Origin of the sequence: Tepidanaerobacter sp. EBM-38 (assembly GCA_001896545.1) — a bacterium.
Lineage (GTDB): Bacteria > Bacillota > Thermosediminibacteria > Thermosediminibacterales > Tepidanaerobacteraceae > Tepidanaerobacter.
Genome location: MPOT01000041.1, coordinates 76901 through 93990, shown reverse-complemented (window position 1 = coordinate 93990; position 17090 = coordinate 76901). Strand labels below are relative to the sequence as shown.

At 36.8% G+C, this 17090-nt stretch carries 17 protein-coding genes; 3 read left to right on the top strand and 14 right to left on the bottom strand.

Going from position 1 to position 17090, the window contains the following annotated elements:
* Nucleotides 1-114 precede the first annotated feature (114 nt).
* The 3 genes from BUC45_RS04975 to BUC45_RS04965 form a co-directional block, all read right to left on the bottom strand.
* Nucleotides 115-576: a hypothetical protein gene (locus tag BUC45_RS04975; RefSeq protein ID WP_296970765.1), complete on the bottom strand. Its 462-nt coding sequence runs from the start codon at nucleotides 574-576 to the stop codon at nucleotides 115-117.
* 226 nt (nucleotides 577-802) lie between these two features.
* Nucleotides 803-2152 carry a germination protein YpeB gene (ypeB, locus tag BUC45_RS04970; RefSeq protein WP_296970764.1) on the bottom strand — a complete coding sequence of 450 codons (1350 nt, stop codon included), beginning with the start codon at nucleotides 2150-2152 and terminating at the stop codon, nucleotides 803-805.
* 15 nt (nucleotides 2153-2167) lie between these two features.
* Nucleotides 2168-2644 (bottom strand): cell wall hydrolase, encoded by a 477-nt coding sequence (locus BUC45_RS04965; RefSeq protein ID WP_296970763.1) that lies wholly within the window; start codon nucleotides 2642-2644, stop codon nucleotides 2168-2170.
* A 124-nt stretch (nucleotides 2645-2768) separates the two neighbouring features.
* Here BUC45_RS04965 and BUC45_RS04960 point away from each other — a divergent pair, with 124 nt between their 5' ends.
* The 3 genes from BUC45_RS04960 to BUC45_RS04950 all read left to right on the top strand — a co-directional run bounded on the left by BUC45_RS04960 (nucleotide 2769) and on the right by BUC45_RS04950 (nucleotide 3779).
* Nucleotides 2769-2936: a hypothetical protein gene (locus BUC45_RS04960; RefSeq protein WP_296970762.1), complete on the top strand. Its 168-nt coding sequence runs from the start codon at nucleotides 2769-2771 to the stop codon at nucleotides 2934-2936.
* A gap of 2 nt (nucleotides 2937-2938) precedes the next feature.
* Nucleotides 2939-3253: a hypothetical protein gene (locus BUC45_RS04955; protein ID WP_296970761.1), complete on the top strand. Its 315-nt coding sequence runs from the start codon at nucleotides 2939-2941 to the stop codon at nucleotides 3251-3253.
* A 157-nt stretch (nucleotides 3254-3410) separates the two neighbouring features.
* On the top strand, nucleotides 3411-3779 hold the full coding sequence (locus BUC45_RS04950) for a hypothetical protein (protein ID WP_296970760.1): 369 nt from the start codon (nucleotides 3411-3413) through the stop codon (nucleotides 3777-3779).
* 294 nt (nucleotides 3780-4073) lie between these two features.
* Here BUC45_RS04950 and BUC45_RS04945 read toward each other — a convergent pair whose 3' ends face one another.
* From BUC45_RS04945 to mrdA, 11 genes are all read right to left on the bottom strand, one after another.
* Complete coding sequence (locus BUC45_RS04945; protein ID WP_296970759.1) at nucleotides 4074-5765, bottom strand: Rne/Rng family ribonuclease; 1692 nt, start codon at nucleotides 5763-5765, stop codon at nucleotides 4074-4076.
* A 79-nt stretch (nucleotides 5766-5844) separates the two neighbouring features.
* The gene (locus BUC45_RS04940) at nucleotides 5845-6507 is read right to left on the bottom strand and encodes a TIGR03936 family radical SAM-associated protein (protein ID WP_296970758.1); all 663 of its coding nucleotides are present in this window, start codon (nucleotides 6505-6507) and stop codon (nucleotides 5845-5847) included.
* Nucleotides 6497-8353, bottom strand: a complete 1857-nt coding sequence (locus BUC45_RS04935) for a TIGR03960 family B12-binding radical SAM protein (protein ID WP_296970757.1) — start codon at nucleotides 8351-8353, stop codon at nucleotides 6497-6499. Before BUC45_RS04935 ends, BUC45_RS04940 begins: the two co-directional genes overlap by 11 nt.
* Before the next feature lie 44 nt (nucleotides 8354-8397).
* Entirely contained in the window at nucleotides 8398-9261 is an 864-nt protein-coding gene (locus BUC45_RS04930) for a M50 family metallopeptidase (RefSeq protein ID WP_296970756.1), read from the bottom strand.
* The gene (locus BUC45_RS04925; protein WP_296970755.1) at nucleotides 9242-9928 is read right to left on the bottom strand and encodes a M23 family metallopeptidase; all 687 of its coding nucleotides are present in this window, start codon (nucleotides 9926-9928) and stop codon (nucleotides 9242-9244) included. The genes BUC45_RS04930 and BUC45_RS04925 overlap by 20 nt, the downstream gene beginning before the upstream one ends.
* 271 nt (nucleotides 9929-10199) lie before the next feature.
* Nucleotides 10200-11297: a rod shape-determining protein RodA gene (rodA, locus tag BUC45_RS04920; RefSeq protein ID WP_296970754.1), complete on the bottom strand. Its 1098-nt coding sequence runs from the start codon at nucleotides 11295-11297 to the stop codon at nucleotides 10200-10202.
* Nucleotides 11298-11368: 71 nt separating this feature from the next.
* Nucleotides 11369-13138, bottom strand: a complete 1770-nt coding sequence (locus BUC45_RS04915; RefSeq protein WP_296970753.1) for a cell division FtsA domain-containing protein — start codon at nucleotides 13136-13138, stop codon at nucleotides 11369-11371.
* A gap of 13 nt (nucleotides 13139-13151) precedes the next feature.
* On the bottom strand, nucleotides 13152-13433 hold the full coding sequence (gene minE, locus BUC45_RS04910; protein ID WP_296970752.1) for a cell division topological specificity factor MinE: 282 nt from the start codon (nucleotides 13431-13433) through the stop codon (nucleotides 13152-13154).
* A 17-nt stretch (nucleotides 13434-13450) separates the two neighbouring features.
* The gene (minD, locus tag BUC45_RS04905) at nucleotides 13451-14263 is read right to left on the bottom strand and encodes a septum site-determining protein MinD (RefSeq protein WP_296970750.1); all 813 of its coding nucleotides are present in this window, start codon (nucleotides 14261-14263) and stop codon (nucleotides 13451-13453) included.
* A gap of 39 nt (nucleotides 14264-14302) precedes the next feature.
* Entirely contained in the window at nucleotides 14303-14902 is a 600-nt protein-coding gene (gene minC / locus BUC45_RS04900; protein WP_296970749.1) for a septum site-determining protein MinC, read from the bottom strand.
* Between the two features lie 104 nt (nucleotides 14903-15006).
* On the bottom strand, nucleotides 15007-17079 hold the full coding sequence (mrdA, locus tag BUC45_RS04895) for a penicillin-binding protein 2 (protein WP_296970748.1): 2073 nt from the start codon (nucleotides 17077-17079) through the stop codon (nucleotides 15007-15009).
* Between the last annotated feature and the right edge of the window lie 11 nt (nucleotides 17080-17090).

Sequence of the window (17090 nt, the reverse complement as noted above, 5' to 3'; positions counted from 1 at the left end):
CCAGGTAACTTGTTTTAAAACCCGTTCCGTGCGGTGGAAGGTATAATACAACCACCTACGATATTTTAGCACATGAAAAGCTTACATGTCAATGCAATTTAACGTTTTGTTATATTATTTAATTGGAAAGTGCCAAACTAATGGTTCTAGTGGCTGCTTAGCCACTTGTTTGTTATAATCTGTAGTTTCTTTAAATCTAATGATGTAATCTCTGTGTTTAGGTATTTCTTTGTCGATTTGCTCAATTGTTTGTTCAATTTGTTCTAACACCACATCTTTGTTTTTATCTTTATCTTTTTTATCTGGTATATTATCATCTGAAGTTAATTCATTCTCGGTGGTCAGCTCTGACATGATATTTTTATCATATATAGTTGGTAACGTTTTTACAATTTGCTTCATTGCGTGATTTCTAGGGTGATTCTTATATCCGTTTTTTTTAATAGAAGTATGTTTGCTCATCTTGTCATCAAGAAAAACCACCAGTCCTAAAACATTGGCCATAAGCAATAGGTAAATTACCGGCGTAGTAATTTCATCTTCATAACCAGGAGAAAAATTCTTCACGTCACCCATATCATATCCTCTCCCCTTACATCAATTCTCTTATTTATTACCTTATATCTATATTATGTTGTCAAAATTTTATTCGCCACAAAAATTTATCTCTGAAAGATTAAGGCTTCAAAAAATTTATATTTAGATATTCTCATAACCAAAAGCCATGCATGTAAGATGGTTGTACCACTTACATTAATGCATGGCTTTTGGTTTTGTAAGGGGCTTATTCAACTGCCATTTTTTACATAGTCATTGTGCCCTTGTCTGTTTCTACAACTTTTAAAATTTGTTCTTCATTGCCATTTTCAGCACTTATATAAATAAAATAGCGGTCAGAATTTAGCTCTGCATCCACCTCATAGCAAAGCTTTTCTCTTAACGCTTCATCAGGAATCAAAGCCAGTCGGATTCTTCTGATACTTAAATTTGGACTTAATTTATCTTTTACCTCTTGTTCGGTAATTTTGGGTTCAGGCAACTTACGCTTATTATGCAAGGTTAGATACGCCAAGGCATTAAACCCTACAACTTCACCAGTATCCAAGGCCACCTCAACTTTTATAAAATCAGGATATAATAGCACATCATTTTCTTTTGGAACGAATGATATTGTCACAGTATTGTTTTCCCTGATAGAACCGGTAGGCTCCATATTTTTGTAATCTATAGATTCTATATAGGTTTTTGCTTTATCTAGTGCTCGCTTTATAGGTATTTTAGAGCCCTCTATTTCCCTGGTATTTAAAAACCATATTACATGACCGCCAACTTCACTTACATCCATTATAATATTAGGGGTCGTATTTCCCTTTTTTGTAAATTCGATAGTGTATGCAGGAATATTCCCCTTTGTTCTCCCAACTACATCAGCTCTAAAATCCCCTTTTGCTACTTTATTTACAGCTTGTTGAGCAATTGCAGTAGCTTCACTCTCACTTATACGCTTACCTGATAAGGTTTTTGCAGTCACTTGTTCGACATGATCGGAAAAAGGTCCATCATAAGTAATAGTAGGCGCTTCCTTTTTAAGCTTTTGATCAATGGCTTCAAAATTATCTGCCATACCTTGAACTTTCTTTACGGCTATCAATCGATCTGGTTTATCTTCCCATCTTATTTTGCCAGCAGATACATCTTCTTGTAAGCGCCGAAGATCTTTATTTAAGCTTTGAATGTTTTTTCTGAATTGTCTCATCTTCTCCCATTCAGCATCAGATATTTCTTCCTTTTTTACTAATTTACCGGCAATATTATAAGAAAAATCACCCAACTGTGCAAAGAATTTTTGCATATTTGTCATATCCCTGTCGCCCAACGGCATAGTTGCTAGGCTGGTTCTGGCTCCTTCAGCCTGATGCCAAATCGTAGTCAACATCATAATCCTCTGTTCGTTTGATGACGTAACTTCACTTTTTGAAATTAAGATATTTAGATTGCTAACTTGCTCCAGCAGATTATAAAATCCTCGTTGATAAGAAGCCTCTAAAGCGTTTTCCGCCGAGAATGCCCTGCTGGACACCGACCAGTAACCAAATACAAGACCTCCTAATACTATCAGATTAATTATCCATATATATTTTTTTTTCAACATTAGGCCCCTCCTTTTCTACTTGGCAAACACATGTCGCCCTATTCTGGTTACTATTGAGCGCGACCATATCCATGGGCTAACAGGTTTATAAGGATTCCAGAAGAATATACTGCCATAGGTCGGATCCCATCCGCTCATAGCTTGACGAGCAGCGTCAAAATTATTTCTTGATGGATATCTTGACCATACTAAACCATTGCTGACCGATTCAAATGCCCCCGGCTGGTAGATTACATCGGCTATCGTCGGCGGAAATTTAGGATGCTTTGTACGGTTAATAATAACGGCTGCAACACCCACCTGACCAAGATACGGTTCTCCTTCTGCTTCACCGGCTACAAGCCGAGCTAAAAGAGTGTAATCGCCTTCCCATGATGAAACGGCATAATTTTTTGCTTTTGCATGAGCTTTGTAATTTATACTTAATAACCCTATTAAAACTACGACAGACAAAGCAATCGCCGGAATAATTAGCTTCTTAGTTTTGAACATTTTATCACCTCGTTTTAATTGCTATATTTAGTTTGCTTATTTTTTTAGCGCTTATTCCAGCACCTTTTTATATACTTTGTTCATATAATAACTTAAGGAAGTTCATGTTAAGGAGTGAAAATCAATGAATTCTACGGATATAGACCAAAATACCAGCTTTGAGAATCCCGATAACAATCCTAATCCATATATACTTTTTCTCATACTTATATTACTTATTATGTCATTTGGAACACTTGATCGCATGATAAAAATTATAAGAAGTTTTTTACTAAAGGAAGCGGAGGAATAAAGATGAAGACCTTTTCAATAAGTGATAACGATGTGCAGCTTTTAAAAGCTATACGACCTTTTATGAGTTCAAAAAGTCAGGAACTGCTTGATTTTCTAATTACAACTATTAATGTGTTTAGGCCGGAACAGCCAAATCAAAAAATGAATTTTGAGGCCTTGAACTCTCTTTTGACGATGATTCAAGAATCTAGACAGCCAAAAAAAAATACTCAAACAATAGAAATAGATGAATGCAAAAAAGATGCTTTAGCTAAACAGGCTGAGAATGTAGAGAATTTATTAAATACTTTGGCTGAACCAGAAAATAATATGTGATATTCATTAGGGGTTTTAAGAAAAACTTTCAAATATGATGGCTTATTATGCCATCTTTTATTTATTTAAAAATAATCATTTTTAGGTAGTCAATAGAATATATTTTATATAGTGCATTTGATACTTAGCTGTTTTAAACCATAAGGGAGTGGTAAACTTGGAAGAAAATGATGACTTGGGTTTTAGAAATGACTTGCTTGAAACAGTCTTAAAGGTAATCAATGGTCCGAACGACCAAAGTGCAAACGAATTAATAAGTCTGCTAGCTCTAAGTAATTTATTGGGAATTATTAGTTTTTTGAATGCACAAAACTTCAAGTCTGATACAAGAGGTTTCTCATCGAAATCCGAGGTATCTGAACTGAAGGAAATGGCTGCTGACCTATTAGACTCAATGGGAGGAACCGGTGATAAAAAAATTAATCCCGCCACTCTCATTAATTTAATGAAAACATTTTCTACATCAGAAGGTAGCGTGAATAACCCAAAAAACTCAGCTAAATCTGATGAAATCAAAAAAGATTAGGTCGTGCTCTATCGGCACGACCTAATCTTTTAGTTATCTGCAAAAAGCAGAAGGAGTAATATCAGAAACAGGATAAACGCCCATTTGTCTTTGTGATGACCAGTACCTAGAGAATCTGTCATTATAATTCCCTCCTTTTTATAAGCTACCTGAAATATATATTTCTCTTACATCTAGTATTTTTTTAAACCTGCTTCTCATTACCTGCTATAATATATGCAAAATACGGTTTTGAGGTTACAAAAAACAGGTGACAGAAAATATTTCTCCTGTCACCTGTTTTGCCAAAGTTTTTTATATCAGCCTCGCCTTTGCATAAGTTCTGTAAGTCTTATTTATCTGGACTTTTGCCTTTGCGCCTAAAAGGCCGGCACCTTCCTCCACATTGATTACATAGCCATCTACTCTGGCTATGCCATCATTGTGATTGGTTATATGCCTATCTTCTATAATCACATCTATTACCTGACCTTCTCTGACAGGCATAGCAAAGTTCTCCAGTTTAACCCTGCTTCCCACTGCCTTAATTCGGATTTCTTCAGGATGTAGGTCATCCTTACCTTTAATGAATATATATTTCCCATAACGCTGCTCTAATTGGCTTAGTCTTGTTCCGCCAGCACCTATAACCACCGCTGCCACCGATGGATGAACTTCTATAAGAATTGCTTCGCCTTTTCTAGTCCTGAATATTCGAGATATTTCTTGCTCGACTTTTTTAGCCATTGTTTCCTCAGATAATATCCTGCCTCTGCCGTCACAATACGGACATACTTTTTCTAGGACTTCATGCAAGCTTTGACGAACTTTTTTCCGCGTCATTTCTACCAAGCCTAAATTTGTAATCCCTAAGACATGTGCTTTAGTTCTATCCTTTTTTAACTCAATTTCTAAAGTGTCTATAACCATTTTTTGATGTTCTTGGGAGTCCATATCGATAAAATCTATAACTATTATTCCACCTATATCTCGCAATCTTAGCTGTTTTGCAATCTCTTTAGCTGCCTCCAAATTGGTTTTAACTACTGTATCTTCCAGGTTTATACTGCCGACAAATTTGCCCGTATTTACGTCTATAGCAGTTAGAGCCTCTGTATGATCTATAACGATATAACCGCCGGATTTTAGCCAAATCTTTCTTTCTAAGGCTCTTTCGACCTCTGATTCTATATTAAAATACTCAAAAATATCTTCCTGACCCATATACAGACTTACACGATCTTTCAGAGAATGTGATATCAATGAAGCAGCTTCTAATACTTTCTCATATCCATATGATGTATTTACATAAAACTTATTAACTTCCGGTGTAAATACATCCCTTACCATGCGAGTAAGCAGATCCATATCTTTATATATCAACCGAGGAGCCTTCCCATTCTTCTGTTTCATTTGTATATTATTCCAGAGGCGTTTTAAATACTCCATATCGGATTTTAGATTCTCTATATCTTCTCCTTCCGCCGCCGTTCTTACAATTATTCCCATATTCTGTGGCTGTATTTCCTCCGCCAGGGATTTTAAACGTTGGCGTTCTTCTTCATTCTCGATTCTTCGAGAAATTCCTATATAATCAACCGTAGGCATAAGGACCAGGTATCTGCCAGGCAGTGTTATATTGGTAGATACTCTAGCTCCTTTAGTGCCGATAGGCTCTTTTACGACCTGAACTAAAACCTCTTGGCCAACATGCAATATATCCTTTATCGGTGCTTTTTTTAAATCAACAATTGTATCTGCATCTTCAAGGCCAAGATTATAAGAATTCAAATCACCCACATATAAAAAAGCATTTTTGCCCAAACCTATATCCACAAAGGCGGCTTGCATACCCGGGAGTACATTTGCCACCTTACCTTTATAGATATTTCCTGTTATCCTTTCATCATAAGTCTTTTCTACATAATATTCTACTAGTTGTCGGTCTTCCAAAACCCCAATTCGAATTTGGTCCCGAGCAACATCTGCCAAAATCTCTTTTGACATAAAATTTTCAGCTCCTCAAATCTCCTCCAAAATTAAAGCGGACTTGCCAATGATCTGGGGGCTCAGATATTCCGCTAAATTAAAGTGGAAGAATTTTATTATTCTCATTTCTATAAAAAATTTCCTCCCTATGAATACTTACTATTTCAAGTTTTTTTGCAAGAACTTTTTCTAATTCCAAGATTATCAACTTTGGTGACACACTGCCTTGCTGACCAATCGAAACTTCCATGCAAATATCTGCAGTGCCATTAGTATTGCTTAATAATTTCATATTATAAATGAATGGAGCAATATTCACCGATTTGACGCCAGATTTAGTGGATTTTTCAATAATAATCTCTTTTCTGTTTAAAAGGTTGTTGATGCCTTTTTCTAGTTCACTTGGATTTTCCATCTCTAAAGCTGTCTTGACAATGTATGTAGCACAATTTACTGTAGAAAGAGGTATTTTTTCATCGGCAGTTCCGGCTTTTATTATTTGAATGCCTTCTGGCAAAACCGCATTTAGTCGGGCAACCGCATCATCAGGTGAAATGGTTTCCTCAAACTCCACATCCATATATTCACTGCTGCTGGTAATACCCACGGATAAAGCCGGGGTAAAAGATATTCTGGGTCTTGGATTGAACCCTTGTGTAAATGCCAAAGGCAAATCAGCGCGTCTGAAGCTTCGTTCGAAAGTCCTTATCATATCCAAATGAGATATGAACATTACAGGACGACCCTTTTTAAATTTCATTCTTAGTTTCACAACAACCACCGGCTTTCAGCTTACTTGCCCCGCAAGCATGACATCTTATCCTGCAGTCAGGTGTAATTTCTGCTTTTTGGGATTTTTCTAATTCTCTTAGTAAAAACTTCTTATCAATACCAGGGTCTATAATATCCCACGGGCAAAGTTCATCCTTAGACCTTTTGCGATAAGCATAAAATTCTGGACATACCCCTGATTCATTAAAGGCAGACATCCATTTTTCAAACGAAAACATGTCATTCCATCCATCGAATTTGCATCCTTTATCATGGGCGATTTTTAAAACTTGGCCTAATCTACGATCTCCACGTGAAAAAACAGCCTCTAGGAAGCTTAACTTGCCATCATGCCAACTATATGATATATTTTTATTTTTCCTGAACAGACTCCTTAGAAACTTTTGTCTTTCTTCGATTTCCGAAAGTGTTATCTGTGATTCCCACTGAAATGGCGTAAATGGTTTAGGAACAAAAGTAGATGTACTGACATTAACTTTTAAACCTTTTGTATTGCCATGGACTTTTTTGTATACATCCACAACAGCAAAAGCGAGATTTGCTATTCCTTCTACATCTTCATAAGTTTCGGTAGGAAGGCCAATCATAAAATATAGCTTAACCGTTTTCCAACCTGAAGAAAATGCATCTTTAACTGATGTCAGAAGGTCTTGTACCGTAACACCTTTATTTATTACATCCCTAAGCCTTTGCGTTCCGGCTTCCGGTGCAAATGTAAGACCGGATTTTTTAATTTCCTGTACCTTCTTAGCAAGTTCAAGTGAAAAAGCATCAATTCTAAGCGAAGGCAGTGACAAACTTACTCGACTTTGGCGAAATTCATCAGTCAATATTTCAGTAAGCTGTTTTAATTCAGAATAGTCACTGGTGCTCAGTGATGCTAGAGATAATTCCCCATAGCCAGTTGATGCAATGATGTCTTTCGCTAGTTTCTCTAGGCGAACTACTGACTTTTCCCTTACCGGCCTATAAATCATTCCGGCTTGACAGAAACGGCATCCTCTGGTACAGCCGCGGAAAATCTCCAGTACAGCTCGGTCGTGCACGATGTCCATATAAGGCACCACAAAATTCGTGGGGTAGTAAACATTGTCCAAGTCTTTTATCAGCCGCTTTTGTATCCTTCGAGGGATATCTGCTTGCTTTGGTAAGATGCTTTTTATGGTTCCATCATCATTATATGTTACATTATACAAAGATGGCACATACACTCCGGAAATTCCGGCAACCTCTTCTAAAAACCGTTGTCTGCTTTCACCTCTTTCTTTAAAACTTTTATATAAATCCATAATCTCTACAATAACTTCTTCAGCTTCTCCTATAACAAAAAAATCCACGATATCCGATAATGGTTCTGGATTATAAGTACAAGGACCGCCAGCTATTATGAAGGGGTGACCTTCCCTTCTTTCATTTGAGAAAATAGGTATTCCTGACAGTTCCAGCATATTTAATATATTTGTGTAACTCATTTCATACTGCAGGGTAAAGCCTAAAAAATCAAATTCAGCAACTGCAGTTTTGCTTTCTAGACTGAACAGCGGAATACCTTCTTTTCGCATTAAATCCTCAAAATCAACCCAAGGTGCAAAAACCCTTTCAGCATAAATGTCAGGATATTGATTAAGAAGATGATATAAAATTTTTATACCTAAGTGTGACATACCCACTTCGTAGACATCAGGAAATGCCAATGCTACATGAACTTTTATATTATCTTTATCTTTTTTTATACTATTATATTCGTTTCCCATATAGCGAGTTGGTTTTGAAACCTGTGGCAAAAGTTTTTCTAATTGTTTCTCTATGGTCAATGATGTGCCTCCTATGTTTAATGGTATAAAACTCCACTTATTTATTATATCAGGTCTTTCATCATTAAGTCTAATCCTTTTTCGACTACTTTATTAAATATTTCGGTTTCTGTTAGACTTTTTTTAATTCTCATATTCTCATCTAATACATATACAATAAAATATTTTTGTGGTGCAAATGAATATAGTATGTTTTTTGCCGGAGTATCTTCATTCACCACTATAATTTCTCCTGGCATATATTTGTTTTTACTAATCTTCTCCTTTTTTCCTGCTAAGTGCTTCATAAAAATCAAGTGTGCATTTTTTTCTTCTTTTGAAGTCTGTTGTAATAAAAAAATTCCTGCCACAAAAAAGCTTAAAAATAGCCTTTTAAAAGCAAGACCTATTAAAGCTAAGCTCAACATCAAATATGCAAGTATTTTGCCTGCTCTTGAAGCAATACGTATTGATAAAGTATAGGGGAAACGCTGTCTAAGCCATAATGCAAAAATTCTTCCCCCGTCGAGGGGAAGAGCAGGAAGCATATTAAATATCCCTAGCATTAATTGATAATGTATAAGTTGTCGAGCTATGTTTGGTGCTATAAACGCTTGAGTTACTAAAAAAAGAATTAAACCTGCTATTGCAAAGTTTGCAAGCGGGCCAGCCATAACCATAAGCATTTCCTTCTCCAAAGAAGCCTCATCTAAGCTTGACCTTATGCGACCGCCAAATGGCAATATTTCAATTTCATAAATTTCAATGCCAAGCCTATATCCTACAAATATATGTGCATATTCATGTATTCCCAAAGCCAACAATGCAGCCATTACTTCAAAGTACAATCCTGCTAATAAGGCAAGGGCAACAATTATAATAAAAAAAAAGCTTATACTTATTCTGAAATTAGAGACTCTTAAATTCATTTAACTCCTCCTGAGCATCATCATCTAAGATGTTCAGCCATTTTTTTGGATCTTCGGCTTTGTCATTATGCCAGATTTCAAAATGCAGGTGAGGAGTCTCTGCAAGGCCTGTCTTACCAACAGTTCCTATAATAAATCCCTGTTTTACTGCTTCTTGTTCCTTCACATAGACATCTTTTAAATGAGCATAAACCGTTACCAAATTATTGTCGTGACGTATTTTAACCACATTTCCCATCTCTTTGTCTTGCCCTACCGAAAAAACCACACCATCGAGTACCGACTTTACAGGGATTCCCTCTTTTTGAACTATATCTATGCCATTATGCATGAGCCGTTCTTTTAATAGCGGGTGATATCGCATGCCATATTCTGAAGACACTTTTCCATCCACCGGCATAGGTAACAATCCTTGTTTCTTTTGCCCTATTGCCGGAATACTTTTTGATACCTTCGAAATACTATTTACGACTTCTACTAAATCTTTAAATTCATATGAATAATCCGAAATAAAATACTCAATTTTTGCAAGAGCCGTTTTGGTTACCGGAATATTTATTTTCTTAATGCATAGCACTACTATTACAATTAAAATACAGATTACAACTTTTTTTAGATTTTCAGGCCCTAGCCATTTTTTTTCGGAAGGTTGTTCATAGTAGTACATAAAAGGCACCCCCTTGTATTGTAAGTCCATGAAAAAGTATAAATTCCCCCAGTATAAACCTCAGTTATATTAATTGTGAAAATCAAAGTCATTTATAATTAATTTATACGGCTTTTGTAAAAATCTTTGTTATATATATCTATTTCCTGTAAAGCTCGTTTATTACAACAAAAATGAGCTGCTAAAACGAGTAAATAAATGCAAAATACGGGTTCAAAAGAACCCGTATATATAATCTAGCAATTAAATTAAAACCTTTTCAACAGCCTTTTTAAAATAGGATTTTCTGTCGGCGCATTCCAACATTGATTACAAGTCCGGCTGCAATCATGTTCATTAAAAAAGAACTTCCTCCATAGCTCATAAAGGGCAACGGTATACCGGTCACCGGCATTATACCCATGTTCATGCCGATGTTGATTAAGATCTGAAATGCCCACATCGAAACTACGCCTACGACCATATAAGTTCCTAAAAGATCTCGGGCCTTAAATGCTACCCTTAAAGAATAGTAAAGCAGTATGAAATATAATATAAAAAGTATGATACCACCTATAAAACCTAATTCTTCCCCTAAAACGGCAAAAATAAAATCCGTATGTTTTACCGGAAGAAAATTCAGCTGATTCTGAGTTCCTTGGTAAAGGCCTTTTCCAAATATCTTGCCTGAACCAATTGCAATTTTAGATTGTATAACATGGTATCCTTTTCCCAGGGGATCTAGATATGGGTTTATAAAAACTAAAATTCGGTCCTTTTGGTAAGGTTTTAAAAAAAACCAGAGTATTGGTAGGGAAAAAAGGCCTGCTGTTATAATCCCAGCCAAAAGTTTATAGCTAAGACCTGCGATAAACAGCATGCCGAAAACCATCGCCAACAGCACCAGTGATGTCCCCAAATCCGGCTGTTTCGCTATAAGCAACATTATAGGTATCATATGCAAACCCACCGAAAATAAATCTTGCACGCTATTTAAAGACTTCTTTTTTTCAAGATGTCTGGCCAGTGTAATTACAACGGCTAATTTGGCAAATTCCGACGGTTGTAATCTAAAAGGGCCAATATCGAGCCATCGCTGAGCTCCACCACCTTCTTCCCCAATAAATAATACAAAAATTAATAATAGAAGATTTACAATATATATAATGTTAGCCCAATTAGCAAAAGAATGATAGTCTATCGAAATAACAAATACCATAGCTACTAATCCGATACAAAACCAAATAAGCTGATTACGAGCCGTATTGAAACTACCTCCGGAGCTCATGGCATGCGTTGCACTGCTTATCATTAGAACACTTATTATGGTTAGTAAAATAATGGCAATTAAAATAGGATACTCTATATTTTTTAACAATTTTCGATCCATGTTGATGGCCCCCTAAACCCGTTAACCATTATATCATAAAACCTCGCATCCATAAAAACTCTTTTATAAAATCATCTTGTTAAGTTTTCCCAATAAATATCTATTTCATCATTATCTTTTATTGGATCGGCAAAGCCGGCATCAATACCATTTATTTTCATAACCAGCTTACCTGCCATGCCTTCGGGTTTAAATGATATAATACTGAAAACATCACTTAAAATCATATCTCTTGGTTCTATGGTTATCAAGGCGTCATCGGGTATTTCCTCTTCAGGCGACATTGTACGCCCAAAGATTTTTATAACAGGATCTATGATAAAATTGCGTCCGTTTATTTTTAGAGAAATCCTATCTTCTTCAGATATATACTCCTTTATCTTAGAAGCCCCAGCCTTTCCGTCCTCAGCAGGTATAAAGCTTATGACCGCACCATCTTTAATCGGTTCGTTCAAATCGACATTTTTGCCATTCATTGTAACAATTGCCGGTTTCGCCATTTCACCTTTGACTATTTTAAGTTTTCCATTTAGCTTAAAAGTCTTGGCAAGACCCGGCCGTCCGAAAATTTCTGCCGATGATTTCCCTGCATAAAGCAATGCATTTAAAACCGTAGGATTGTCTTGTGCTAAAATATTTATTGGCTTTTCGTTTATATACACCTTGTAGGAGGACAAGTGAGCGCCCTTGAGTGAGTTTATGGCTATACCTATAGGAGTTACTGAAAAAGGTCCTGTAAAATCTTCGCAACCCTGTACATCAGCTAACCCTTCACGACCTTTGACTCCAACCCGTTCTTTAGGTATTTCCAAGTGTGCAGCCAAAAATTCCGATAAACCTGGCATCAGGCTGCCACCACCAATCATTAAAACAGCAGCAGGTGTTTTACCATTGAGTTCTAATATTTTTCGTGCTATCTTGGCCGAAAGTTCATTTGTAATTGGACTTATAATCTCTATTATTTTTTTAGTGCAAAGCTCCTGTGTATTCCCAAGAATATCTATGAATTTCACTGTTTCATGTAAAGACAACTCACGTTTTACTCTTTCGCCCTCATCAAAGTTTAATAAGAACTCTTCACAGATTTTTTCCGTAATTTCATCACCGGCCATAGGGACCATTCCATAAGCAAATATGCTTCCCTCGCGAGATATAGCAATATCTGACGTTCCTGCACCTATATCTACCAATGCAATATTCAGTTTACGCATACCGGGAAGAACCACAATATCACCTGCGGCAATAGGCTCTAATGTTAAGCTCTCAAGACCTAAATCACATCTATTAAGAACCGTAAGCAAACTTTCAACAACAGTGCGAGGAAGAAAAGTAGCTACAATCTTAACCGATATGCTACTGCCTTTTTGGCCCAGTAAATTTTCTAAAGATTCGTCCTCTAAAAACCATTTGATTGGGCTAAAACCTACACAGTAATAATTGTCGAAATCTCCTTGTTTATTTTTTTCGGCTAAGGATTTAATCGCTTTTGACAGAGCCTCAGTTTCTAAACTTCGAATATCTTCTTCGGTTACTTCTATAAAAGGAGAAGTTTTTCTTTCAGTTTCAGCTTCAACCGTATAAAGCGCTCTGCCTGCCGCAGCAACTGCAGCTTTCTCTAGTTTTTTATTGAGTTTCTTTTCAAGGTCTTCCTTAATCGCCCTTACACTTTTGGCCACAGCCTCAATGTCATGGATTTGACCATCATACATAACACGGCTTTCGTGTTCAAGAACTTTATGTGCAAGGATTTTATAGGTTTTGCCTTGCTTGCTTACAACCAAACCCGCTACAGTTCTGGTGCCGATGTCCAAAGCAAAAACTTCCTGTCCGACTTTATCCAAACAACTTCCTCCTTTAAATCTTAGCCAGGTGCTTCACTTTCTTTATAGGAATATTTGCTACTAATGCCGGAACTGTTACATCATCATCTTTTTCCATGCGAGTTAATTTTACCTCAAGGCCATTTTCATCAATTTCCATATAATCTGAAATCATATCTATCAGTTGGCTTTTTATCATCTCAAGAAATTTTGGTGATACATTAGCCCGATCGTGCACAAGGATTAACCTTAATCGTTCTTTGGCTATATCCTTACTTGAAACATCCTCTCTTCCGAAAATTTTTAAAAAATCCACTAAACTCTCCTCCCTTTTTATTTTGCCCGAGCTTTTAACCCAAAAAACACACGCAATTTATCCATAAAGTTGGGCTCTATGTTTTCTATTTTCATCAAGGGAACTTCCTCACCCTCTAAACGTCGAATCATATTTCTGTAGGCTTGGCCTGCTTTTGATGATTCATCAACAACTGCCGGTTCGCCTCTGTTGGTAGATATTACAATTTTCTCATCTTCTGGTATAACTCCAAGTAGCTCAATAGCCAAAACATCTATCATATCATCAATATCCATCATATCGCCGCGTTTTACCATATCTGGCCTTAGTCGATTAATAATCAGTTTGGGTTCTTCAAAACCGGCAGCCTCTAACAGGCCTACTATTCTATCAGCATCTCTTACGGCAGAAACTTCAGGCGTAGTGACAATGAGTGCTCTATCAGCTCCGGCGATGGCATTCTTAAATCCCTGTTCTATACCTGCAGGGCAGTCAATTAATATATAGTCATAATCGCGCTTTAGCTCTTCACATAATTTTTTCATCTGAGTCGGCGTTATCGCTGTCTTATCTTTGGTCTGAGCTGCTGGCATAAGATATAGGTTTTCAAAACGCTTATCCTTTATAAGTGCTTGTTTCAAACGACACATTCCATTTGCTACATCTACAAGGTCATAAACTATACGGTTTTCCAAACCCATTACCACGTCAAGGTTTCTTAAACCTATATCGGCGTCTAACATTACTACCTTCTTTTGCTTGTATAAAGCAAGACCGGTTCCAAGATTTGCAGTTGTTGTGGTTTTTCCCACTCCACCTTTGCCAGATGTGATTACTATTACCTCGCCCATATTATCCCTCCTGTTTGCTTTTGTAATTATCTTGGGGCATTATAAGGGTTCTATTACTATTACATTATCTTTCAAGCGTGCTATTTCCGGAAATGATGGTATATCTTCCTTCTCTTCCGGAGGTCTTGAAATAACTTCAGCAATTCTTAATTGAGTCGGTTTTAAACGAAATGCGGCTACTATAGCAGTAGTATCTCCCTGTACCCCGGCGTGAGCCATCCCACGAAGAGTCCCCATAACCAGGATGTCGCCGGTAGCAACTATCTCACTGCCTGGATTGGCATCGCCCAGGATGACTATGGTCCCCTTATAAGTAATTTTTTGCCCCGATCTCACAGTTTTTTTTAGCAGTAGCACCCTATTCCTATTTGGTTTTGGAAATATCAGGGTTTTCGGAGAACTTGCCTCCTGCAAGCTCATCCCAAAATCTGTAAAGATATTTTGTAGCTTATTATATTCATCTTTACTTAAAAATCCGTTTTTAATTTTTATACTAACCTTACCTCCTGAAAAAAAGTTCCGACTACGTTGAAGTTTCTCATAAATAGCTTTTTCCATATCTTCAAAGCTCGAATTTTCATCAAGTATGATAGTTATACCTTCTTTTGTACCTTTGATAATTACAGGCTCGTTCGTCATACTAATTCCCTCCAAGCAGCACCACTACAAAGTATTTTATTCTTCATAAATCAAGTAAATCCTTCTTTTGATGATAAAAAAACCAGAATCTGTAAAGATTCCGGTTAAGGTTGGACAAGATAATCTTCATTGTTATTGTTCTCATTTGTTAGATGGAAATATTCTTCAAAAATAGCTCTTGCAACAGGTCCTCCCGTAGTTCCACCTGAACCGGCTTGCTCTATAAACACTGCTACTGCAATTTCCGGGTCCTCATAAGGAGCAAATGCCACAAACCAACCATGCGGGTCTTTACGCAAATCCCACTCGGCGGTTCCGGTTTTTCCCGCTACAGAAATGGGAAAATCCGCAAAAACTCCGTAGGCTGTACCACCTGGCAGCGTAACACCTCGCATACCATTTTTTATTATTTCATATGTCTTGTTAGAGATATCCAATCTGCCGCCAATTTCTGGGTTTTTTTCAAGAACAACGTTACCATCAGCATCAACTATTGACTTTATTAAATGAGGTTTCATCCAGATTCCTTCATTTGCAATAGCTGCAATATAATCTGCAATTTGTATCGGTGTAAAGCTATGATAGCCTTGTCCTATGGATGCATCTAATGTTTCGGCAGGATACCATATTTTATCTTGGGAACTGCTAAAAGTATTCTTTTTATATTCACGGCTTGCTACGTTTCCTGCTTTTTCACCGGGCAGCTCAATTCCTGTAATTTCTCCAAGCCCATACATCCTCGCATATTTTTCAATATTATCTATGCCTAATCTACGCCCCATTTCATAAAAATAAATATTGCACGATTCCGCAATGGCCTTTTCAATATTTACTAGACCATGGCCTCCTGCCTTCCAACACTTCTTCGGCAAAATAGTCCAATAAACTCCGGTATCTCTAACAAGCTCACGCTCATTAGTTACTTTTTCTTCTAGTGCTGCAGTTGCAGTAACCATCTTAAAAATTGACCCTGGGGGAAACGTCCCGCTAATGGCAAGATTAACCATTGGATTGAGCGGATTTTTCGATATTTCCTCCCATTCTTTTTGGGTTATCCCCCGAGCAAACATATTCGGATCGAAATCTGGAACACTTGCCATTGCTAGCACTTCACCAGTTTTTATATTAATAGCAACTACAGCACCCCTTTTTGCATTAGGAAAAGGCTTATACTTATCAGTCTGTAATTTTATTAATTGCTCTCTTAACTTATTTTCAGCAATTTGCTGAAGTTTTATATCTAGTGTTAGATTTATCAAATGGCCGGGAATCGGCTCCTTTTGACCTAATACTTTTATAGGCTTTCCAGAAGCTGTAACCTCCACCTGCTGACCGCCATCAGTACCTTTTAAATAAGATTCTAATACCTTTTCCAATCCCATTTTACCTATAAGGTCTCCTGGGCGGTATCCGTTATCTTTTGCAGCAGCTAACTCCTCTTGACTTATTTCTCCTACATAACCAAAAACATGTGAAGCTGTGCTACCATAAATATAATTTCGCAAAGGTTCTACTTCTATGACCACACCAGGAAGACGACGTTCTTCAATTTCTGCTACTGTCTGGAAATCCACATCAGTCTTAAGTCTAACCGGTTTATAATCTCGACTTTGCAGCTTATTCTTTAATGTATCATAGTTATATGAAACTAACACCTGTGTATTCGGTGGCTTGTCAAGCGTAACAGTGCCGGTAGCAAAATCTACTTTGCTTGGTAAAACCGGCTTGCCTGTACCACTATCTGTAATCGATATATCAGCAATATCAATTTTGGCATTCCCATTTCTATCGACTATGGGTAATTTACTCAGAATAATCTTTTTATCTTTATCTACAGTATATGTTTGATTTGACACTTCTGTATAAAGAGGAATTTCTAGAATGTTTCTAAGAATTTCGAACACTTCTTCCTGTTCAAATTCTTCCGTTTTTACGCTCATATATGATACCGTAAAACTAGGGCGATTATTAACTAATTCTCTACCGTATCTATCCTTAAAAACTCCCCTTGGTGCTGTTATAGGAATAAGCCTTATCCTATTTTCCTCGGCAAGCTTTTCATATTCATTTCCTTTTACTATTTGCAGAGTTGATAAGCTTATCGTTAATACCACAAAAATCAAAATTACAATCCCCAATAGAACATTCAATCGTTTTTGGAGTTTTTTTACATCCATACAGATCCCTC

Bases quoted from the DNA above. Each gene is read 5' to 3' on its own strand.
- minD (WP_296970750.1), bottom strand. From the start codon at position 14,263: ATGGGCGAGGTAATAGTAATCACATCTGGCAAAGGTGGAGTGGGAAAA.
- BUC45_RS04975 (WP_296970765.1), bottom strand. From the start codon at position 576: ATGGGTGACGTGAAGAATTTTTCTCCTGGTTATGAAGATGAAATTACT.
- BUC45_RS04925 (WP_296970755.1), bottom strand. From the start codon at position 9,928: ATGTACTACTATGAACAACCTTCCGAAAAAAAATGGCTAGGGCCTGAA.
- mrdA (WP_296970748.1), bottom strand. From the start codon at position 17,079: ATGGATGTAAAAAAACTCCAAAAACGATTGAATGTTCTATTGGGGATT.
- BUC45_RS04960 (WP_296970762.1), top strand. From the start codon at position 2,769: ATGAATTCTACGGATATAGACCAAAATACCAGCTTTGAGAATCCCGAT.
- BUC45_RS04955 (WP_296970761.1), top strand. From the start codon at position 2,939: ATGAAGACCTTTTCAATAAGTGATAACGATGTGCAGCTTTTAAAAGCT.
- BUC45_RS04930 (WP_296970756.1), bottom strand. From the start codon at position 9,261: ATGAATTTAAGAGTCTCTAATTTCAGAATAAGTATAAGCTTTTTTTTT.
- BUC45_RS04940 (WP_296970758.1), bottom strand. From the start codon at position 6,507: ATGAAATTTAAAAAGGGTCGTCCTGTAATGTTCATATCTCATTTGGAT.
- rodA (WP_296970754.1), bottom strand. From the start codon at position 11,297: ATGGATCGAAAATTGTTAAAAAATATAGAGTATCCTATTTTAATTGCC.
- BUC45_RS04945 (WP_296970759.1), bottom strand. From the start codon at position 5,765: ATGTCAAAAGAGATTTTGGCAGATGTTGCTCGGGACCAAATTCGAATT.
- ypeB (WP_296970764.1), bottom strand. From the start codon at position 2,152: ATGTTGAAAAAAAAATATATATGGATAATTAATCTGATAGTATTAGGA.
- minC (WP_296970749.1), bottom strand. From the start codon at position 14,902: ATGACGAACGAGCCTGTAATTATCAAAGGTACAAAAGAAGGTATAACT.
- BUC45_RS04965 (WP_296970763.1), bottom strand. From the start codon at position 2,644: ATGTTCAAAACTAAGAAGCTAATTATTCCGGCGATTGCTTTGTCTGTC.